The organism is Petralouisia muris, from assembly GCF_004793545.1.
Taxonomy (GTDB): domain Bacteria; phylum Bacillota; class Clostridia; order Lachnospirales; family Lachnospiraceae; genus Petralouisia; species Petralouisia muris.
On record NZ_SRYA01000014.1, the window covers coordinates 1 to 21596 of the forward strand.

A 21596-nucleotide genomic window follows, 5' to 3' on the forward strand; every position below is an offset into this window, starting at 1 on the left:
ACTATCATACAGGTTTGCTCCAGTTTTGTATAGGTACTCGCGTTTTACCGTTTACTATCAATCATTGTCATCAGCGCTGAAGTTAACATCATATGAACATAAGACAAATTATACGAAAAATCATCACAATTACATCCATAACAGTTGCCCAATGAAGTTTTGCTGCAATCATTTAGTATCTTATTTAATTCATCTATGTGACCCCAAACGCAGGAGTCGATAAAGGAACATATATTAAATTTTGCTTTCAAATAACCCGCTAATTTTATTGCAGTGTTTTTATCATTGTGTGAGTGGGAAACAAAAATAAAATTATCATAAGCAGAAAATTCATTCGGAAACCACATATTTTGCAATGTATCTCCGTCAATGAGATCTTTATTGATAATTTGCTTTAAATTTTCGAGTGAATATTTTTTTAGATCTTCATATAGTTTCCTTCCGCATTTGGAATATAGTTCTCCTTTATCAGACTCGTATGTATCAAATATATTGTCATTATTAATGGTTAAGTTAAAACCTGCATACATTTTCTTGTGTACATCTCCTTCTTTTTTCAATCTATGGCATTTAACAGCCGCCGAATCATCAGGCGATGATTCACATTGTAAAACAGACTTTCGTTGAAATCCTTATCCCAGGAATTTAAGTCAGACCAATCATCTTTTTGAATCATTTCATAAGCGTATTCACTGGAACGTCCTCCCACTGTTCCCACTAAAGCGACTGGAAGATTCACGTGTCTTGCCAGCTTTACTTCGATGTCCACTCCCTGCTCAGCTTTATCTTCTTTTATTTTTCCGCCGAGGCAAATTAGCAGTTCGCTTTTTTTGCTGCAAATCATAGTTTCACGCATTTCCTGCAATCCGTCTGAAAGTACAAGCGTGCATTTTTCTTCCAATTCTTTTAAATTATATCCAGGAAGGTATGTTTTGTCCATGTGCATTTCGATGGAATACCTGAGATCGGATGCATATAATTTCCCAATGTCAAAGATAAGTTTTTGAAAGGTTGGATGGGCTCCGAAAACCAATGTATATCCATTTTTAATGATTTCTCTGGAGTATACCAGGACTGCTTCTAACAAAGAATTTTTGTAAATCTCATCACAGTCTGGGAAAGCTCCTGAGAGAATAATCCTCTTATTGCGTTTTTGCCGTTTCACACCGGATACATTTTCAAGATTTATAATATAATCATCAAAATTTTCTTCTGTGACTTTCGCATCGCCCATGGACTTTTCACGCTGTCCATGGGTGGAAAGCAGGAATAACCGGTCGCTTTTTTCGTATGTATTTTCTTGTTTTACCTTTTGAATAAACTTGTCTATGTCGCTTTTTTGAGGATTTCTTCCAAAACACTGAATATAATGTTTTTTAATTCCTTTGTCATAGATATCCTTTGTTTGTTCTTTATACTCTACTTCATAGGCCAATATGGCGTTTTTATCCCCTATTAATTTAATCTTTTTTGCATCGTCTAAATCCCTTAGATATTCAATATGAGAGAATACCTGATTGGATGAGTTCATGATAAGCTGAAAACATTTTTCTTCAATCTCATCTGCAATCTCAATTAACCGTTCCTGACAGTCAAACTCTTCACTTTTGTAGCGAAGCATGGGTTGTTCTCCTGGATGTATTTCCATATTGGAATAAGATGCATTATCAATTTGAATCCACAAAATAGGGATATCATAAATAAGCCCGTAGCATAATTCTTTCATAATATAAGGAGAATTCTGCGCTTCCTCTGTCTGCAGAAATATCAGCACATCACTTGTGGCGAGATTGATATCAATGTCTTTCTGGGCGTCGTCTCCCACCTCCACATGAACCACATCCCGGTAAACATTCCGTTCCCTTGTTAAATGCTTCAGTTCATCTGCAAGCTTTGCCGCTATATGTTCTCCGTCAATGCGTCGGTGGCTGATAAAATATAAAACTTCGTCACGATAGAGGGGCGAAAGAGTTTGAGCAATAATTTTTCTGGCAAAAATCTGTGCAATTGCCCTCATGTTGTTTTTCAGCGGGGTTCGGTTCTCATTCCGGCAGGATACATCAAAACTCTGTTTGTCGGATACGGGCTCTGGAGGACGTCTGCATTCCGGATTTTTTTCCATAGCAATTGCCCATATTCTGCTTTGGACATCCGTGTATTTTTTTAGCAGTTTGAGGAAATTCTCTTGATAAGAGCCTTTTTCTGAATTGAAAAAAATGAAAATATCATTGGTGTCGGCAGTGTCTGCCAAAAGCTGGGCCATTTGAAAATCTGTCGAAATATATAATTTGTTTGTTACATAGGTATCTAAAATTTCACGGCATGACGCAAAAAAAGCATTTGCATTGTCAATTGTTTGCATTGTTAACTGTGGTTCGCAAAAAATTACTTTCATGATTCTCCTCCATAATGCGGTACAAGGCAGAGGGCACTCGACGTTTTTCCATCAACTGCCAAGGAAGCCAGCAGTGTGCGGCTGCTCTACACGAAACACTTCAAAATTCTCCGTCTCCCCCACCAGTTCATATCCCATATTCCCAAAATATTCTCGAAGTCCTTTATCCTTATTGGGAATCACATACTGAATCTGATGCTTTTCCATATATTCCTCGAAGACAGCCGGATCGATCGTAAGCCCGTAATACAATACCAGCGTCAGAATCCGCCGGCTGTTTTTCTTATTCAGAACCCGCTGAACCCAGTCTGGATCTGCGGGGTTTACCGGCCAGTCCGCCATATCTTTTCTTCGGATGACATTTAAGAGAGATGGGTCATACTGCCGCAGCTCTAATAACTGCAAATCCGCAAAGAGACAGGATTTTGGATCTGCGGTATCGGCGTCTTTTTCAATTATATCGGCGATTTCAATGGTTTCGTTTTTAATTTTAAAGCTATTTTCAGCAGGAATCATATGCGCCCATTGGTTTTCCCCGAAAAATGCAGCGGCAATAAGACACAGAATTACGGCGATGGCCTGCTTCCAACGTTTGGACAGCGCATAAACCAGCCATGTTGTGGCAAAGGCCAGCACCAGGTTCACCGGAAGAAGCCAGTAGATCCGCCGGATTCTGGGGGCAAGGCCGATTTTATCCGCAATCGGTATCATAAGATAGGGATTAAATACCGTAAAAAATGCAAACAGAGCCGGATAAACAAAGAATGATTTCAGGTTCTGTTTTTTCTGGAACCAGAATACGGCAAGAGCCAGTACATAGGCAAGGAAAAAGAATTCTATATTGGAAAAAGAATCATCAAAAGCTTTATTCAGGAAATCCATTCCAAGTTCATACAAATTCTGCATCATACACCTCCTGTGTGTAAATCCTATGTGTAGAAAAAGAAGTAATGTTTGGTTAAAAGATATGCCCCGCTGTACAGGATACAGGGAATCAGGCAGATGGCATACCGGATCCAGACCGAAAAACTTTTTTTCGAGAGCCCTAAGGGAATCAGGCAGATGCTGAGTTCAAAGGGCAGCATATAAATCGCAGACATATTCAGCCCAAAGCTTGCGAATATAACCAAGAACAATTCCAGCCAGTGACTGCGTTCCAGGTGGTTTCCGGCAATTTTCAAAAATAGGAGAAAGACCATTGGCAGGATGATGCAGGCGAGAATGGTTTTCCCTTCAAAAGCCCGGAAGAATAAAAATTCTGCGCTGGTGAAAAGGTTAAAGCTGAACAGGTTTAGCCAGAACAGAAAAAAAACAAAGAAAACGCTTTTTTTTCGGTGGTTTTTTCCAAAAAGCTGCAGGCCAAGCTGATAGTAAATCAGGTTGGCAAGAATTACCATTAAAGAAGCTTCGGCAGTTCTGGTTTCCATCAGTGGAGGGATTTTAAGCAGCTGGCAAAGGACTGCGCTGTGATTCTGATAGGTTTCCAGCAGATATTCCGCATTTAATTTTTTGAGCAGTGCACCAGTATAAGGGTCATACTGGCTAATAGAGTTCGTGTATACGGAAGCGCTTACGTCGCCGATATAGTACGACTGATCCCAGAGCGCATAAGTTTCTCCATTGTAATTTATCAGAACAAGCTGAATCAGAATGATGAAAACCAGAAGAAAAAGTATCCAGTGATGTTTTGCCAAAAGCTCCCGGAGATAGATTTTCTTATCTGTGAAGGACTTCCGGCGAAGGATAAAAAACAGTACAATCACTGCCAGAAGGACAAAGCACCAGATTTTTGTCAACAGGGACAAAGGCTGCAGCGTCAGCTTCAGCGGAATTGCAAGGAACTGGAACAGGAGAAAATAGCAGAAAAATCCCAACAGAATCCGGTAAGAGAAAGACTGCTCTTGGGAGGATACCATATGCAGAAATAAATCTCCCAGCATATAGCTGAAGATCAGATAAAAAAGAATAATTCCCAAACATAACAGATAGTAATTCATATCAATTCCTCCAGAGTGATTTCATGGCAGTATGCAGTTTATGGCTGATGCGTTCCGTGTCCAGCATACCGTGAAGAAGCAGTAAAATGGGGTACATGGATGCAATCAGCGCCCGGGATGTAAGAACAGGACGGGTCAGCCCCCGGGCTGGGGCAAACAAATAAAATAATAAAGGCAGCAGACTGATAAAAGCAAGGGGAAGCAGCGCTAAGCAGGCCCGTTTTATTCTGTGCCCCATGATAAAAAAGGTCAGGTATGCTGCAGTCAAAATCAGCAGCAGAATTGCCAGTGTTTTTATTCCAAAGTCTGGCCGGGAGAGAAATTCTCTCAGATTATTGTACAGGGACAGAAAGAACTGGGGCAGGGAATGGACAGCGCCAAAATTCTCATCCCACAGCCGTTTTAAATATTCTGGAAAAAGATTTTTTCCTGTAGCCAGAACCGTGAACAGCCATTTGGTGACTGTCATAAACAGACAGCCCAGTCCCCAAAAAAAGGAGCAAAATATCAGTTTTTTGCGGATGTCCGTACTATTGCTGAACTTTCGGATGGAAAGAAATGCAATTGTGAGGGGAATTCCCAGTGTAAGAACCGGAATCGTACCGGAATCCAGAAAAACAGTAACTGCTCCGATGGCATAAAAGGTCAGGTATAAAAAGTTCGGGTCTTCTCTTTCATAGAGCGAGGTTTTCCCAAGCAGAAACAGGATAGCTGCAAAAGTAATCAAAAAACAGCCCGCCTGAAGCAGGGAGTAAGACACCGGCAGAATATCTGCCCACAAAAAAGAAAAGAGGAGCAGAAATCCAAAAGGGGGAGATAATTTTCTGCTGATTTGGAGGGCCGCGCCAAAAAGCAGCAGAAAAAAAGCAATCATGCATAAATAGCGGATCTGCGCCGGACCGAACAGATATAACAGCGGACGGAACAATGCCTGGATTCCGTTCCAGCGATAACCGCTGTCCTGTCCCAGCAGGCTGTTCCAGAGTGTGGAATATTCCGGATTATGGGGAAGAAAAGAGGTGGAATGGGCCAGAATCCTTTCTTCCGGTATCCAATGAGCTGCAAACAACAGGAAAAGGAACAAAATAGTCAAAAAAGCGTGTAATTTGCAATAAGTTAAATATTTATTAAAAACAGATTTCATATTAATACCCCGAATTCTTTCGCTTTTGTTGTTAGTTGGCAGTGCCATGCATTGCGAACTTGCCATATGCTGCTGTTACTATTATCATGCCTAGTTTACCGTACATCAAGCAGGAAAGCAATAGAAGAAATGGAAAATATGTGTAGAAAAACACTTGGTTTTATGTTATACTCACAAAGAATCAGTATGAAAACAGCAGGAAAAAGGATAAAATATTAGAATAAGAAAACGGCAGACGCCAAGAGATGAGAAACTGGTAAGGAGGACAGGAACATGGCGAGAAATACAGGGAACCAGGCAGAATATGGCAGAAAGAAAAAGAAGAAAACCAACCGGAAGAAGCGTCAGCAGAGGAAGATCATACTTGTGATACTGGCAGTAATCCTTGCGCTGTTTGGATTGGTGGCGGCATATGTCTGGAGTAAATACGGCAAAATGGGAAGAATTGACATCAAGGATAAGGATGTTAAGATAAATGATTTATCTGTGGATACCCAGAAGACACTGGAGGGTTATGACAATATTGCCCTGTTTGGCCTGGACAACCGTTCCACAGGGAATTTTGAAAGAGGAAACAGTGATACGATTATTGTGGTAAGTGTTAATAAGAAATCAGGCGAGATCCGGATGGCGTCCGTTTATCGGGATACCTATCTGGATATTGGAGATAACAATTTCCGCAAAGCAAATGCAGCTTATGCCAACGGCGGGCCCAAGCAGGCCATCGAGATGCTGAATAAGAATCTGGATCTGGATATTACAGATTATGTCAGTGTGGATTTCAGCGCGTTGGTGGATGCCATTGACGCATTGGGCGGCATTGAACTGGATATTACAGCAGAGGAGGCAGAGTGGCTCAACGGCTACATTGTGGAAACCAATGAAGTAACCGGCCATAACAGCGGTCCGGTATCCCCAGGAGAAAATGTTCATGTGGATGGAGTACAGGCGACCTCTTATGCAAGAATCCGTTATGTAGGTCTGGATTATCAGCGGACCGAGCGTCAGCGTACGGTAATTACCAAGATGTTTGAGAAGGCAAAGCAGTGTGATTTAATGACCTTGAATGCCCTTCTGGACAAAATGCTGCCGCAGATTTCCACTAGTTTAAGTATGACGGAGCTGTTAGGCCTTGCAGGAAATGTCACCAAGTACCATATGGGAGAGAATACAGGTTTTCCATTTGAAAAAGTAACCCCTGGGAATGTAGGAAGTGCTGGGGACGCAGTGGTTCCGGTTAATCTGGCAGAAAATGTGGCGCAGCTTCATCTGTTTTTGTATGACAATGAGGCTTATACTCCTTCAGAAACCGTTCAGAGTGTCAGCGCTGCTATCCAGTCCAATACCGGATATTAATAGGTAAGCTGTCTATGTGTCCGCTCTTACTGCTGCGGGCTGCAAGGCATTCCATCTTATTATTAAAAATGAAAGCTTGTGCCTGCGGAATCCTTTTTGGGTGGCCGCAGGCATATTAAATGTGAAATTTTTGTAAGTTTTTGGAAGATGGTTGTGCGGGAGAAAAAATTATGTTACGATAAAAAACGACCCGAGATGACAAGATGCACAAAAGGAGTTTGAACAGAAATGGAGTGTACAATGATGAAAGCATCAAAACGAATAGCGGCAGCCCTTTTATCGGTATGTATGATGGTTACTTCTATGGGTATGCAGGCACAGGCGTATCAGGGGGAGGAAGCGGCAGCAAAGCCGGTAAAGGTGGAAAGCGGGCTTATCAGCACAGAAGAAATCACGGATGATGCAGGAAAACTGGAGAGAAATACAGAAGAAATCACCGATAATGCAGATAAACCGGAAGAAAATACAGAAGAAATCACGGAAGATACAGAAGAATCTGTAAATGATACAAAAGAACTGCAGGAAAACACAGAGAAACCGGGCGTTTTGAATTTTATTATGCAGGAAAATGATTTTATTCAGACACCAGGGGTACAAAATGTGGCAGTCAGCCTGGGAGAAGAAGGAAGTGTGTTGGAGACAGCCAAGCTTTGGTATCGGAACCGGACAACCGGGCAGGAATTTACGGCTGAGGCAGCAAAAATTGCTGGGAATATGGCGCGCTTTTCCATGGAATACCAGAGTGAGGAACAGGCAGGGATTTACGAACTGACAGAGCTTACCTGGGCACAGAACGGCCAGTCATACCGTGTGGTTCTGAACGAAACAGACATGGAAGTGGTATATGGCGTGAATCAGACGGTGGAGACGGAGCCGGATGAGGTGCTTTTGGATCAGGAATTGCTAGAAGAAGTGGAAGCCAATGTAGTGACGATGGATGAGAACGGCAATTCTGTTTCAGAGAATACAGTCTCAAATATTCTGGGCCAGGCCGAAGGGGATCTTGGTCTTTCTCCAAATATCAAGACCCGGGGTGCGAAGAACATGATAATTGTGCTGGACCCGGGGCATGACAGCACTCATTCCGGAGCATCCTATCATGGATATAAGGAACAGGATCTGGTGTTGAAAATTGCCAAATATTGCAAAACAGAGCTGGAGAAATACGGCGGAATCACAATTTACATGACAAGAGAGACTCAAAGCTGCCCCAATGGAGGCGCAATTGTGGACTCCGGAACCTGTAATGCCAAAAGAGTAGAATTTGCCGCAGCGAAAGGAGCGGATGTTTACGTAAGCTTTCATTTGAATGCAAGCGCCAGCAGCAGTGCGAAGGGGGTAGGGGTTTATTATCCTAACAGCAATTATCGGCCCGCCATCGGCGCAGAAGGGAAAGGTCTTGCAACAGCAATTTATCAGAAATTGGCGGCATTGGGATTGTCTACTTGGGCCAGCGGAGTTTTAATCCGCAATTCAGAGACAAATACCCAGTATCCGGATGGTTCTCTGGCAGATTATCTTGCAATTATAAGAAGAAGTAAGCTGGCAGGTTTTCCGGCAGTGCTGATTGAACATGCATTTTTAAGCAATTCCGGAGATGTCAGCCAGTTTTTGAATTCGGATGCAAAACTAAACAAACTGGGGATTGCAGACGCACAGGGAATTGCCGCATATTATGGATTGGCGTTGAAAGGAGAAGACGGAGGCGTTGGAAATACAAAGGATGCGCCGGAGATTTCCTCCATCCAGTCCAGAAGCAGCACCCAGTTAAGAATTATCTGGAACAAGGTTCCAGAGGCGGTTTCGTATCAGATACACCGGAGCGCTTCAGAGAATGGAACTTACACTAAGGTGGGAACTACCGCTAATGCAAAGTATGACGACGGCACTGTAACAGCAGGGACTTCATATTATTATAAAGTGTGCGCCGTGTTTGAGGATGGATCAGAATCAGAGCTGTCCGCTGTTCATGTGGGCAAGGCATTGACACAACCGAAAATTACGAAGGTAGCGTCTGTGTCAAGCGCTCAGGTGGATATTACCTGGAATCAGGTTGCAGATGCATCAAAATATGAGCTGTTTCGCAGCGATGCAAAGGATGGAACTTATACCAAGATTGCCACATTAAAATCAGGAAAAACAGCTTACAGTGATAAAAATGTGAAGGCTCAGACTACATATTATTATAAGCTTCGGGTCAGGGGTGGAGAGAAAACCGGTTACAGCAGTTATTCCGCTGTTTATTCCGGCTGGGCAGTAAAGAAGACGAAGATCTTAAGCGTCAGCTCTAAAACCAGCACTTCACTGGAGATAAAGTGGACGAAGATTTCTAAGGCATACGGTTACCGTATCCAGAGAAGCACTTCCAAAAATGGCAAGTACAAAACTGTTGCAACTATAAAATCTGGAAGTGCCACCAGTTATGTGGACAAAAAATTAACCACTGGAAAGAAATACTATTATAAAGTACAGGTGATAAATCGGGTTAACAAAAAAAATGGCTATAGTGGTTATTGCAAGGCGGTTTCAGGCTCCACCATTACCGGCGCCACCATGGCATATGCAAGATCCAAAAGCAGCGGCAGTATGGAAGTGGCCTGGAACCGTGATTATAAGGCCACAGGCTACCGAATTAAGCGCAGCACATCAAAAAATGGCGCCTATCAGGTTGTGGCAAATATTTCGAAAAATAAAACGGTCAAATATACAGACAAAACAGTTTCCGCCGGAAAAACATATTACTATGTAGTGGAAAGCGTGGTAAAGATAAACGGCATATCCAATTACAGCGGCAATTCCAAGCCGGTGACTGCAAGGAATTTAAGAAAGGTCACAGGCGTTACCATGGAGACAGGCGAGAATGGGCTCATCATAGACTGGCGGAAAGTACCCGGCGCAAACAGCTATCAGATTATGCGCAGTGAGGAAGCAGGAGGGCCTTATAAGGAAATTGTAAAGCTGTCGGGCTCCACTCTTTCTTATACTGATACTACGGCAGTGGTGGGAAACCGGTATTACTACAAAATCAGACCCATTAAAAATGGAAAGTATACAGGGTATGGAAGTTTTACAAGCGCATTGGAAAAATGGGTGCTGGAGTCGCCGGATAATTTGACTGTCACATCCCAGGCCGGGCAGATCAAGCTGTCCTGGGAAAAAGTCAAGAAAGCGGTGGGATATGAGATTTACAGAAGTACAGAGGAAGAAAGCGGTTATGAGAGCATCGCAGAAGTGACCGGTAAAAGTGTATGTACCTATACGGATGACACTGCTTTGCCGGAAACGGTTTATTATTATAAAGTAGCGGCTATTGGAGATAACGGAGAATTCACCGGCAGTGGAGACGAGACAGATCCGGTGGATGCACAGGTTGATATCTGAAAAGGAAAGGAAGAATGATATGAGAACAGGAAAAGGCAGAAAAATTGCCGCAGTGCTGTTGATGGCTGCCATACTTTCCGCTGATATCTGCAAAGCAGCCAGTCCGGTATATGGGGCGCAGCAGGAAATCCAGACGGAGACGGCCGGGCAGGAGCTTGGCAATGCAGAAGAAGAGAGTGCACAGACTTCGGAAGATAAAAGTGAGAATCTGTCAAAGGTGACAGAACAGCCGGAATCAGATAATTCTTCCGGCACACAGGAAGCGGCAGAAACAGGAAATCCTTCTGGTATACAGGAGGGAACGGAACCGGAGCATCCATCAGAGGCTCCGGGAGAGAATGAACCGGAGAATCCGTCAGGTACGCCAGAACCGGAGAATCCGTCAGAGGCGCCAGAACAGGAGAATCCGTCAGGTACCCCGCAGGAGCCAGAACCAGAGGATCTTGCAGAAGAGCCAGAACAGGAAGATTCTGAGAATATAGCGCAGAAAGATACGGCAGATGGCGTAAAAAAGGAACAAGAACTCCGGTCGGAAACGGATACGCTGTCAGAACCTGGGGATGCAGCAGAGAATCTGGAGGAAGAAGCCAGAACTCAGGCAGAACAGGCATTTGCAAAATTTTTAGAAGAATATGAGATGTATGGAACCCTCACTAATGATATTGCATTTCCAATTTATCAGGAACCGTCCCCGGAATCAGCGGTGGTTCAGGAGCTTACCAGCGGCTGGCAGGTAAAGCTGACGGGTGTGAAGCTTCAGGACGACGGAGTATGGTATCAGATTGCTTTTGCTGTCAATGATAAAGAATACATCGGTTACATACAGAGTGAATATGTGGTAACCCAGGACGCCAGGCTGGCGGAATGGGAAGAGCAGTATCTGGGAGGAGGAATGGCGGCCCGGACGTTCACAAGGGGAAGTGCAAAGGGAAGCACCCAGTTATCCGCTTTTCCCGCAAGTTATCAGAGTGCCATTCAGAAATTAATTCAGGCTCATCCCAATTGGACTTTTGTGCCCATGAACACAGGCTTGGAATGGGCAGAGGTATTGAAAAATGAAATGGAAGACAGCCGGAATCTGGTGGAAACCTATCAGCCGGACACCTGGAAGTCGACGGAACCCAAGGATTACAACATGAGCACTGGTCAATGGGTGATTAAAAACGGAACCAATTGGGTGCAGGCGTCGGAAGCCATTGTAAAACATTATTTAGATCCCAGGAATTTCCTGACAGAAGAGTCGGCGTTTCAGTTTGAGCAGCTGACTTACAGCAGTTACCATACCGAATCCGGCGTAGAGAAGATTTTAAGCGGAACCTTCATGAGCAACAAGAAGCTGGAGGATGGTTCCGGCGGCGGAATTACCTATGCCCAGGCGTTTATACAGATTGGCAAGGAACTGAAGGTAAGCCCTTATTTCCTTGCCAGCCGTGTGCGTCAGGAGCAGGGGGTGAAGGGGAATTCTTCTCTGATTTCCGGTACCTATCCCGGATATCAGGGATACTATAATTATTTTAACATGGGCGCAACCGGAATCGGCGATGAGGTAATCAGAAGCGGCTTGACAGAAGCCAAAACCGCTGGATGGAATACCCGCTATAAAGCCCTGCAGGGCGGCGCTGAGAAGGTGTCCTCCAAGTACATTACCAGAGGACAGGATACCTTTTATCTGCAGAAATTTGACGTGGATGCTTCCTATGACGGCCTGTACTGGCATCAGTATATGCAGAATCTTCTGGCGGCAGACAGTGAGGGAAGAAGCGTCCGAAAAGGCTATGCGGACATGGGAGCGTTAGACAATAAGTTTGTGTTTAAGGTTCCGGTGTACAATAATATGCCTTCGTCTCCCTGCCCCAAGCCGGAAGAAAACCTGAGCCAGCCTGTCCTGAAAGCAGAGAAGAGCGGATATGGCCTTGTAAAGCTGTCCTGGAATGAGGTTGCAGCGGCCCAGGGATATCAGATTTACCGTGCAGAGGGAAGCGGCAGCTATAAGAAAATAAAGACCATCAGTACGGCAGGAACCCGTTCCTATGAGGACAGTGGGGTGACTCCAGGGAAAGTGTATAATTACAAAGTACGGGCCTACCTGAAATTCAGCGATGGGAACAAGTACTCCGCTTATTCGGAGGTAAAGAACATTGATCTTACTATTCCGGCCACTACCTGGAGTAAATTTAAGATTAAGAATTACAGAACCATTGAGATGTCCTGGAAGAAGAAATCTGTAGACGGCTACAAGATTTACCGGAAAACAGGCAGCGGCAAGTATACCTGTATCCAGACCATCACAGGCACCAGTTTCCAGAATACAACGGTAAAGCCGGGAAATACCTACAGCTACCGGGTACGCGGGTATGTCTCTGTAAACGGAAAGCTTTATTATTCTGCCTATACTTCCGTGAAACAGGCAGCGCTTAAAATGGCAAAACCTCAATTGAAAAAGGTAAGCGTTTCAGGAGGGAAAAAAATAAAAGTAACCTGGAATCGGGATTCCAAGGCAGACGGCTATTACATTTACCGGGCTACATCCAAAAATGGAAAGTATAAGAAAGTAAAGACCATTACAAAAAATAAAACGGTAAGCTGGTCGGACAGCAGCATTCGTACAGGAAAGACTTACTACTACAAGATTCGTTCTTATGTAAAAACTGCTTCCGGAACGAAATCTTCCAGTTATTCCAAGGTTATGAATGTGAAAACTGCCTTGAGTACGCCGGCGGTCACTTCGATTAAGGTTACGAAAAATGGAACAGTGAAGCTGAAATGGAGCAAGGACGCCAATGCAGCCGGCTATAAGATTTACCGTGCATCCTCCAAAAACGGCAAATACAAAGAAGTGAAACAAATCACGAAAAACGCCACGGTTACCTGGACGGATAAAACTACGAAATCAGGGAAAAGCTATTACTATAAAATCAGGGCCTATTCACTGAATCAAAATAAAGTGAAATATTCCACGTACTCTGCGAAAAAAGGCATTCGGGTAAATTAAGGGGAAAAAGATGAAGATTACACCCTATCGAATCAAAAAAGGGATCAAATACTTTAAGCATTATGGGGCAAAGGCATTCTTTAACCGTCTCCGTGACAAACTGGAGCCGGATCAGGTGCCTTACGGTCCCTGGTTTGAGAAATACAGAGCAAGCGAAGAAGAACTGGCCCGTCAGAGAAGGCAGAGCAGGAAACTGCCCTGCCGTCCTTTGATCAGCGTGGTGGTTCCCTGCTACCGAACGCCGGAAAAATATCTGGTGGAAATGATGGATTCTGTTCGGAACCAGTCTTATGAGAACTGGCAGCTGTGTCTGATGGACGCAACACCCTCTTGTGAGGTGGAAGAAATTGTTCAAAAGTTTTGTGAATCCCATCAGGAAAAAAGAATTTATTATCAGCGCCTGAAGGAAAATCTTGGAATTTCGGAGAATACCAACGCAGGCCTTAAGGCAGCCCGGGGAGAGTGGATCGGATTTTTGGATCACGATGATTTGCTGGCCCCGGAAGCTTTTTATGAAATTACAGCGTTGATTAATCGGGAACCGGAAGTAGAAGTGATTTATTCGGATGAAGATCAGGTGGAGGAAACCAGACAGGGCCTGAAGCACAAAAAACCACACTTTAAACCGGACTTCAGTCCGGATTTACTGTGCTCCAATAATTATATTACCCATTTCCTCTGTGTGAAAAACACTGTGCTGAAGAAAACAGGAGGCTTCCGGAAAGAATTTGACGGGGCCCAGGATTATGATTTTATTCTGCGCTGCACAGAGCTTGCCAAAAAAACGGGGCATGTGCCCCGGGTGCTCTACCACTGGCGGGTGCACAGCAATTCCACTGCAGATAATCCTTTGAGTAAAACTTATGCGTATGAGGCGGGACAGCGGGCTCTGCAGGAGCATCTGGCAAGAACAGGGAGAAAAGGAGAGGTGATGCAGCTTCCCCATTTTGGCTTCTACCGGGTGAAATATGCTGTGGAAGGAACTCCCCTGGTATCTATCCTGATTCCGAATAAGGATCAGGCAGCGGTGTTACGGCGCTGCATAGATTCCATACAGAAATCTTCTTATCAGAACTATGAGATTATAATTATCGAGAATAACAGTACAGAGCCGGAAATCTTTGCCTATTATCAGGAGCTGCTGGGAGAACAGCCCTTCAGTCAGGATAGCTGCAGAGAGGGGAAGCTGCCGGGAGGTCAGAGAGTCCGCATCGTTGTCTGGGACAGCGGCTTTAACTATTCCGCCATCAATAATTTTGGGGCGTCTTATGCCGATGGCAGCTATTTGATTCTTCTCAACAATGATATTGAAATTATCACGGAAAGCTGGATAGAGGAACTGCTGGGCAATTGCCAGAGGCCAGGAGTGGGAATTACAGGAGCTCGCCTGTATTATCCGGATAATACCATACAGCATGCCGGAATCGTGGTGGGAATTGACGGGATTGCGGCCAATATGTTTCCGGGACTGCCCCGGGGCCGGGAGGGGTATTACCACAAGGCGGCCATACAGCTCAATTACAGTGCAGTGACGGCAGCCTGTCTGATGGTTTCCAGAGAGGTGTTTGAAGAACTTCATGGATTAGAAGAAGAACTGACGGTGGCGTTTAATGACCTGGATTTTTGTCTCAGGGCGGGGAAAGCCGGCTATCTGGTGGTATATGATCCCTTTGCGGAGGCTTATCATTACGAGTCAAAAACCCGGGGAGCTGAAGATACCGAAGAAAAATTACGGAGATTTGGAGATGAAATAGAATTTATCCGTATCCGCTGGATTGATCTTCTCAAGCAGGGCGATCCTTACTATAATCCTAATTTTTCACTGAAAAAGTGTAATTATGCATTAAAACCGTGAAAAGGGTCAGTTCATTAGAACTTGCCCTTTTTCCGATTCAATGCTACAATAGAATGAATTGAGATTTGGAAGCTAAGAAAATACAGAGTTGAATGTGAGAAGAGACATATGATGAAAGTATTTATCTGCCCGGAATGCGGGGGTATCACAACAGTATCCAGAAGGAAAGAAATTAATTGCCATAAATGCGGAGGGATCAAAATGATTCCTTCTAAGCTTACTTTTGCACAGTATAGTGAAATGGATGAGCAGCAGAGGAAGGATTACTCGGACAGCTGGCTGTACATACGGAATAAAATGAATAATCAGGACAGCAAATAATTAAGAAAATTTTAATAGAATATCAATTGTTTTCCTGTTGAAGAATTGTGTATGATAGTTCCGTAAACTTTGGAGAATGAGGACGAAAGATTATGTATAAAAGACAGAAAAAGAGCTGGGTGAAGCATCTGGACTTTCTGATATTGGATATTATCTGCCTGGAGATTGCTTTTTACAGTTCCTGCCTGATCCGTCTGGGAAATATAAGAAGGCTGCCCGTTCTGCTGGATTATTATAATCGGCTGGCGGTTGTTCTGCTGCTTGTGGATATTTGCGTTGTGTTCTTTTTTGAAGCGTATACCGGAATCCTGCGGAGGAATAGGGTGCAGGAATTAAAGGCAGTTCTGATGCATTGCTGTATTGTATTTGCAGCAGTTACCGTCTATGTATGGGCTACGAAGCAGTCAGAGATTTATTCCAGGCAGGTTATTTTTGTGTTCTGGGGAATTGCAGTGGTGATTGAATACTTTTCCAGATGCCTTTGGAAAATTTATATCCGCCAGCGCATGATAAAAGGAAAGAAATTCTCCCAGCTGCTTGTGGTGACAGAGGAATGTTATGCGGAGGAATGTGTGTCAGATTTTCAGCATGACCGGTACAAGGAGTTTGAAGTTATCGGCGTGGTGATTGTAGATAAAAACCGGATTGGAGATGAAATCTGCGGGGTTCCCGTGGTGGCGTGCGCCGACAGCTTTCTGGAATATGTGCGCATTAATGTAGTGGATGAAATCTTTATCAACGGCAATACAAGGGAGAGCAGTGAGGCTTTAGCCAATGAGCTGTTGGAATTGGGGCTGACTGTTCATTTTAATCTGGTTCGGGAGTCCAGACTGATGCCTAATAAATTGGTGGAACGGTGCGGAAAATATATGGTGCTGACTACAAGCATGAAGATTGCAACCACCAGACAGGTATTTATCAAACGCGGAATGGATATTCTGGGAAGCCTGGTGGGACTGCTTCTGACAGGCATTGCCTTTCTGGTCTTTGCGCCGGTTATTAAGTATCAGTCCCCGGGGCCTATCTTCTATGAGCAGACCAGAATCGGGAAAAATGGCAGAAGATTCAAGTTCTATAAATTCCGCACAATGATTGTAGGGGCGGATCGGATGAAAGAAGAACTGATGGATCAGAATGAAATGGATGGACTGATGTTTAAAATGGAAGACGATCCCAGGATTTTCGGAATTGGAAAATTCATGCGGAAATATTCCATTGATGAGCTTCCCCAGTTCTGGAATGTGCTGAAAGGGGATATGAGCCTGGTTGGGACAAGACCTCCCACAGAGGAAGAATTTGTACAGTACGAACTGCATCATAAGGCAAGGCTGGGCATCCGGCCGGGGCTGACGGGAATGTGGCAAGTCAGCGGAAGAAGCGATATTAAGAATTTTGAGGAGATTGTGGCACTGGACACTCAATATATTTCCAACTGGTCACTGGGAATGGATATTCGGATTTTATTCCGGACCATAGGCGTAGTGCTGACAGGTAAGGGGTCGTCATGACAGATATTTCAATTACGATAGTAGCATATAATAACGAAGAAGATGTGAGAAATGCGGTATGTTCCATTCTGGAATGTACCGCTGTCACTATTTCCAGAAAAATATATATTGTAGACAACAGCACCCAGGAAAATTCACTGAAAGAGCTGGAAGAAGAATACCCGGAGGTGATATATCTGAATCCGGGGAAAAACTTAGGATTTGGGGCGGGCCATAATTATGTCCTTTCCAGACTGGATTCCAACTACCATGCCATTGTAAATCCGGATATTATTCTGACAGAAGACAGCCTGTCAATTCTCATGGATTTTATGGAAAAGAAAGGGTGCGGGATGGCAGTTCCCAGAATGACAGATGCAAAGGGAGAGCTTCAGGCAGCTTATCGGCGGGAACTAACTGTTTTTGATATGGGAATCCGCATGTTTCTGTCTTCTCATTTTAAGAAACGTCAGGCTTATCATACCATGCAGGATATGGATTATGGAAAACCTTTTCCTGTGCCCTTTGCCCAGGGAAGCTTTCTTGTGATCCGGAGGGAATTATTTCAGAAAATGGGCGGATTTGATGAGCGGTATTTTATGTATATGGAGGATGCGGATTTATGCAGGCAGGTGAATGGATGCAGCAGTCTTTGGTATTGTCCCGATACTACGGTGATTCATAAATGGGAACGCGCTTCCCATAAAGATAAAAAACTGATGAAAATTCACATGGTTTCGATGGTGCGGTATTTTCAGAAATGGGGGTGGAAATTGTGGTAGGAAAAGCGCCCGAAGGGAAGATACGCCTTTCAGTTGCCATGGTGACTTATAACGGAGAAAGATATCTTACAGAGCAGATAGAATCTATCCTGGATCAGCTGGGCAGCCGGGATGAATTGGTGATTTCCGATGATGGTTCGAAAGACCATACCCTTGAGCTCATCCGGAAATATCAAGAAAAAGATCAGAGAATTCGCCTGTTCCAGGGACCGGGCCGGGGAATCAAAAAAAATGTGGAGCACGCCCTTTGCCAGACAAGAGGGCGCTATATCTTTCTGGCGGATCAGGATGATATCTGGATGCCCCAAAAGACAGAAAAGGTACTGGAGGCATTTGAAAAGCAGAATGCTACGGTGGTAATTCACGACGCCCAGGTGTTTGAAGGAATAGATCCGGAAAATATCGTGATGGAATCTTTTTTTCAGTTCCGAAATTCCGGGGCAGGCGTTTGGAAAAATTTGGTAAAAAATAGTTATATAGGATGCTGTATGGCTTTTCGCCAGGAATTGAAAGAGATCATTCTCCCCATTCCCAACCAAATTGAGATGCATGATCAGTGGATTGGAATTTTAGGAGATTATGCGGCTGGAAAATCCTGTTTTTTGTCAAAACCGCTGTTACTATACCGTCGGCATGGAGATAATAATTCCAGTATGAAACATTATGGAATTGGTAAAATGTTACGAAACCGTCTCCGTTTTTTCTGTTGTTTTTTTATAAGAATTGTACAAATTCGACAGAAAAGGCATGGGTTTTTGGGAAATTTCAAGAAAAATAACGGTTGATAAATGGCTTGAAATATTATAAGATAAGTCATATGTATAAAACTGGCATAAAATGCAGGGCGGATGAAGGATTGAAAAATCAAAAACAGATAGGGTGAAGGTATGGCGAAACAGAGCAGAGCACAGGGGCAGAAGCCCATGAGTAAAAAGGAGAAAAAGAACAAACGAAGAAAACGGAAAATAATTATTGTGATCATTGAATTGCTGATCCTGCTGGGCGTGCTGGCCTGGATTTGGGTGAATGGGAAGATGGATAAGCTGAACACGGATGTTTCTTTCAAAGGGCAGGATGTAAGAGTGGAGCTTCCGGAAGAAACGCAGGAGGTTCTCGTAGAGTATACCACCATAGCATTGTTCGGGTTGGATAATCGGGAGGAGAATAGCTACAGCAGAGGAAATTCCGATGTGATTATGGTGGCAAGAATTGACAAAGAGACGAAAGAGGTTCGTCTGGTGTCTGTATACCGGGATACGTTTTTGAAAATGGCGGATCTGAATAACACAGATGCATACAGCAAAGCCAATGCAGCCTATGCAATGGGAGGTCCGGAACAGGCAGTGCGTATGCTGAACACCAATCTGGATCTGGATATTCAGGAATACGTTTCCTTTGACTTTTCAGCAGTTGCAGAAGCAGTGGATATTCTGGGCGGAGTAGAAGTGGAAATTACAAATGAAGAGGCGGGACATTTGAATAATTACTGCGTGGAAACATCTAAGGTTACAGGGAAAGATTATACTCCGCTGCCCGGAGCCGGGACCTATAACCTGAATGGAGTGCAGGCTGTGTCCTATGGAAGAATCCGTTATACGATAGGGGACGATTTCAAGAGGACGGAGCGTCAGCGTCTGGTTGTGGAGAAGATGGTAGATAAAGCGCTGGCTTCTGATATGAGTACCATCAATGAATTGATTGATGTTGTTTTCCCGAAGATTAAGACAAGTCTGTCCAAGGCAGAGATACTCAGCCTTGCAAAAGACGCTTTTAATTATAAAATGGGAGATAATGCGGGATTTCCTTTTGACAGGGAGAATGAGGTGGTAAGTATTTCTTATCAGAAAGGCAGCCAGGATTGTGTCATTCCGGCGGATTTGGCTTCTAATGTGAAGCAGCTTCATGATTTCCTGTATGGAACCACCAGTTATCAGGTGACAGACAGCGTACAGAGCATCAGCGACGAGATTGTGTACCGGACAGGAGTAAGGGCTAAGAAGGATTAATAACAGGAGGATTTCATATGTGTGGAATTGTAGGATATATCGGAGAGTCACAGGCGGCTCCCATTTTGCTGGATGGTCTGTCTAAATTGGAATACCGGGGATATGACTCAGCAGGGATTGCCATATATGACGGGGAAAACATTCAGGTGCAGAAGGCAGTGGGACGTCTGAAGGCGCTCAGCGAGCTGACCCATGACGGCGCTACCATGCCGGGAATTTCGGGAATCGGCCATACGCGCTGGGCAACCCATGGGGCGCCTTCAAATCAGAATGCACACCCTCATTATAATCAGTCAGAGACGATAGCAGTTGTACACAATGGAATTATCGAGAACTATCTGAAATTGCGGAAACGGCTGGAAAAGAAGGGATATCAGTTCCAGTCAGATACGGATACAGAAGTGGTGGCTCATCTTTTGGATTATTATTATAAAGGCGATCCCATAGAAGCTATTACTAAGATTATGCACCGAGTAGAAGGGTCTTATGCCCTGGGGATTATCTTTAAGGAACATCCAGAACACGTGTATGCAGTCCGAAAAGATAGTCCTTTGATTGTGGGACACGGGAAAGACGGCAACCTGATTGCCTCAGACGTGCCGGCAGTTCTTAAGTATACCAGAAATGTATATTTTATCCAGAATGAGGAAATTGCGGTTTTAACTAAAGATGCCATCGCTTTTTATAATGTGGACGGAGAGGATATTCAGAAGGAATCCACGGCTATAGACTGGGACATCAATGCTGCGGAAAAAGGCGGTTATGAGCATTTTATGTTAAAGGAAATGTATGAGCAGCCGCAGACCGTGCGGGATACCTTAAATCCCAGAATTAAAGACGGGACAATTGTGATTGAAGAACTGGGGATGAGTGAGGAAGAGATCCGCGGGATCCGCAAGATCCACATTGTCGCCTGCGGTTCTGCCTATCATGTGGGCGTTACCGGCAAATATGTTTTTGAGGGCATGGCAAGAATCCCTGTGGAGGTTGATTTGGCCTCAGAATTCCGTTACCGGAATCCCATTCTTTCCCATGATGAACTTGTGATTGTGATCAGCCAGTCGGGAGAAACGGCAGATTCTCTGGCTGCGTTAAGAGAAGCGAAGGACAAGGGAGTGAAGACCCTTGGAATTGTCAATGTGGTGGGTTCTTCCATTGCCAGGGAAGCGGATAAGGTAATGTATACCTGGGCAGGACCAGAAATTGCCGTGGCAACCACCAAGGCGTACAGCGCCCAGTTGATTGCACAATACCTTCTGGCAGTGAAATTTGCTCAAGTAAGGGATGTAATTACAGAGGGGGAAGTGGCTGCATTTTTGAAGGATTTACAGAAACTGCCGGAACAGATTGAGATGCTTTTGAGCAATAAAGAAAAGATTCAGCATTTTGCCAACCGTTATATTGCGGCGAAGGATGTATTTTTTGTAGGAAGGGGCATAGATTACGCTATTTCCCTGGAGGGCTCTTTGAAGCTTAAGGAGATTTCCTATATCCATTCAGAGGCTTATGCCGCAGGAGAATTAAAACACGGAACCATCTCTTTGATTGAAGAAGGAACACTGGTGGCGGCAGTGGTAACCCAGGAAGATCTGTATAAGAAGACTATCAGCAATATTGTGGAATTAAGCAGCAGAGGGGCCTTCGTGCTGGCAGTAACCAATACTGGAAATCGGGAGATTGAGAAAGCGGCGGATTATGTGATTTACATTCCGCAGACAAATAAATACTTTACCAATTCACTGGCGATTATTCCGCTGCAGCTGTTCAGCTATTATGTATCTGTAGGCAAGGGCTGTGATGTAGATAAGCCCAGGAATCTGGCGAAATCTGTTACCGTTGAGTAAGAAGAGGGGGAGGACGTCCCCCTCTTTTCGTTTGCA

At 44.2% G+C, this 21596-nt stretch carries 15 protein-coding genes; 10 read left to right on the top strand and 5 right to left on the bottom strand.

Translation table 11 applies throughout. The annotated features are described in order from the left end of the window. Positions 1-44: 44 nt before the first annotated feature. From E5329_RS08510 to E5329_RS08530, 5 genes are read right to left on the bottom strand one after another with little or no spacing between them, the layout of a single operon-like run. Entirely contained in the window at positions 45-530 is a 486-nt protein-coding gene (locus tag E5329_RS08510) for a hypothetical protein (RefSeq protein ID WP_135989147.1), read from the bottom strand. 26 nt (positions 531-556) lie between these two features. Next, a complete protein-coding gene (locus E5329_RS08515) occupies positions 557-2395 on the bottom strand; it encodes a TIR domain-containing protein (RefSeq protein WP_275443129.1) in 1839 nt (612 codons plus the stop codon). Between the two features lie 51 nt (positions 2396-2446). Continuing rightward, a complete protein-coding gene (locus E5329_RS08520) occupies positions 2447-3304 on the bottom strand; it encodes a hypothetical protein (protein WP_135989148.1) in 858 nt (285 codons plus the stop codon). A 20-nt stretch (positions 3305-3324) separates the two neighbouring features. Further along, entirely contained in the window at positions 3325-4392 is a 1068-nt protein-coding gene (locus E5329_RS08525) for a DUF6077 domain-containing protein (protein WP_135989149.1), read from the bottom strand. Position 4393: 1 nt separating this feature from the next. After that, a complete protein-coding gene (locus E5329_RS08530) occupies positions 4394-5536 on the bottom strand; it encodes a hypothetical protein (protein ID WP_135989150.1) in 1143 nt (380 codons plus the stop codon). Positions 5537-5809: 273 nt separating this feature from the next. Between E5329_RS08530 and E5329_RS08535 the strand changes: the two genes are divergently transcribed. The 10 genes from E5329_RS08535 to glmS all read left to right on the top strand — a co-directional run bounded on the left by E5329_RS08535 (position 5810) and on the right by glmS (position 21560). After that, positions 5810-6892 (top strand): LCP family protein, encoded by a 1083-nt coding sequence (locus E5329_RS08535; RefSeq protein WP_135989151.1) that lies wholly within the window; start codon positions 5810-5812, stop codon positions 6890-6892. 240 nt (positions 6893-7132) lie between these two features. Continuing rightward, positions 7133-10273: an N-acetylmuramoyl-L-alanine amidase gene (locus E5329_RS08540; RefSeq protein WP_168356561.1), complete on the top strand. Its 3141-nt coding sequence runs from the start codon at positions 7133-7135 to the stop codon at positions 10271-10273. Positions 10274-10292: 19 nt separating this feature from the next. Further along, on the top strand, positions 10293-13265 hold the full coding sequence (locus E5329_RS08545; protein WP_135989153.1) for a hypothetical protein: 2973 nt from the start codon (positions 10293-10295) through the stop codon (positions 13263-13265). A 10-nt stretch (positions 13266-13275) separates the two neighbouring features. Beyond that, on the top strand, positions 13276-15120 hold the full coding sequence (locus E5329_RS08550; RefSeq protein ID WP_135989154.1) for a glycosyltransferase family 2 protein: 1845 nt from the start codon (positions 13276-13278) through the stop codon (positions 15118-15120). Between the two features lie 108 nt (positions 15121-15228). Then, the gene (locus E5329_RS08555; RefSeq protein WP_135989155.1) at positions 15229-15441 is read left to right on the top strand and encodes a DNA-directed RNA polymerase subunit M; all 213 of its coding nucleotides are present in this window, start codon (positions 15229-15231) and stop codon (positions 15439-15441) included. A 92-nt stretch (positions 15442-15533) separates the two neighbouring features. Then, positions 15534-16949, top strand: a complete 1416-nt coding sequence (locus tag E5329_RS08560; RefSeq protein ID WP_135989156.1) for a sugar transferase — start codon at positions 15534-15536, stop codon at positions 16947-16949. Then, positions 16946-17710, top strand: a complete 765-nt coding sequence (locus E5329_RS08565) for a glycosyltransferase family 2 protein (RefSeq protein WP_135989157.1) — start codon at positions 16946-16948, stop codon at positions 17708-17710. The genes E5329_RS08560 and E5329_RS08565 overlap by 4 nt, the downstream gene beginning before the upstream one ends. Beyond that, positions 17704-18495, top strand: a complete 792-nt coding sequence (locus E5329_RS08570) for a glycosyltransferase family 2 protein (protein WP_275443130.1) — start codon at positions 17704-17706, stop codon at positions 18493-18495. The genes E5329_RS08565 and E5329_RS08570 overlap by 7 nt, the downstream gene beginning before the upstream one ends. A gap of 102 nt (positions 18496-18597) precedes the next feature. Continuing rightward, on the top strand, positions 18598-19716 hold the full coding sequence (locus E5329_RS08575; protein WP_135989158.1) for an LCP family protein: 1119 nt from the start codon (positions 18598-18600) through the stop codon (positions 19714-19716). A 17-nt stretch (positions 19717-19733) separates the two neighbouring features. Next, complete coding sequence (gene glmS, locus E5329_RS08580; RefSeq protein WP_135989159.1) at positions 19734-21560, top strand: glutamine--fructose-6-phosphate transaminase (isomerizing); 1827 nt, start codon at positions 19734-19736, stop codon at positions 21558-21560. Positions 21561-21596 lie beyond the last annotated feature (36 nt).

Excerpts from the sequence above, each read along its gene's own strand:
- E5329_RS08530 (WP_135989150.1), bottom strand. The coding sequence starts at position 5,536 with ATGAAATCTGTTTTTAATAAATATTTAACTTATTGCAAATTACACGCT.
- E5329_RS08520 (WP_135989148.1), bottom strand. The coding sequence starts at position 3,304 with ATGATGCAGAATTTGTATGAACTTGGAATGGATTTCCTGAATAAAGCT.
- E5329_RS08555 (WP_135989155.1), top strand. The coding sequence starts at position 15,229 with ATGATGAAAGTATTTATCTGCCCGGAATGCGGGGGTATCACAACAGTA.
- glmS (WP_135989159.1), top strand. The coding sequence starts at position 19,734 with ATGTGTGGAATTGTAGGATATATCGGAGAGTCACAGGCGGCTCCCATT.
- E5329_RS08525 (WP_135989149.1), bottom strand. The coding sequence starts at position 4,392 with ATGAATTACTATCTGTTATGTTTGGGAATTATTCTTTTTTATCTGATC.
- E5329_RS08510 (WP_135989147.1), bottom strand. The coding sequence starts at position 530 with ATGTATGCAGGTTTTAACTTAACCATTAATAATGACAATATATTTGAT.
- E5329_RS08560 (WP_135989156.1), top strand. The coding sequence starts at position 15,534 with ATGTATAAAAGACAGAAAAAGAGCTGGGTGAAGCATCTGGACTTTCTG.
- E5329_RS08540 (WP_168356561.1), top strand. The coding sequence starts at position 7,133 with ATGATGAAAGCATCAAAACGAATAGCGGCAGCCCTTTTATCGGTATGT.
- E5329_RS08565 (WP_135989157.1), top strand. The coding sequence starts at position 16,946 with ATGACAGATATTTCAATTACGATAGTAGCATATAATAACGAAGAAGAT.
- E5329_RS08545 (WP_135989153.1), top strand. The coding sequence starts at position 10,293 with ATGAGAACAGGAAAAGGCAGAAAAATTGCCGCAGTGCTGTTGATGGCT.
- E5329_RS08575 (WP_135989158.1), top strand. The coding sequence starts at position 18,598 with ATGGCGAAACAGAGCAGAGCACAGGGGCAGAAGCCCATGAGTAAAAAG.
- E5329_RS08535 (WP_135989151.1), top strand. The coding sequence starts at position 5,810 with ATGGCGAGAAATACAGGGAACCAGGCAGAATATGGCAGAAAGAAAAAG.
- E5329_RS08515 (WP_275443129.1), bottom strand. The coding sequence starts at position 2,395 with ATGAAAGTAATTTTTTGCGAACCACAGTTAACAATGCAAACAATTGAC.
- E5329_RS08550 (WP_135989154.1), top strand. The coding sequence starts at position 13,276 with ATGAAGATTACACCCTATCGAATCAAAAAAGGGATCAAATACTTTAAG.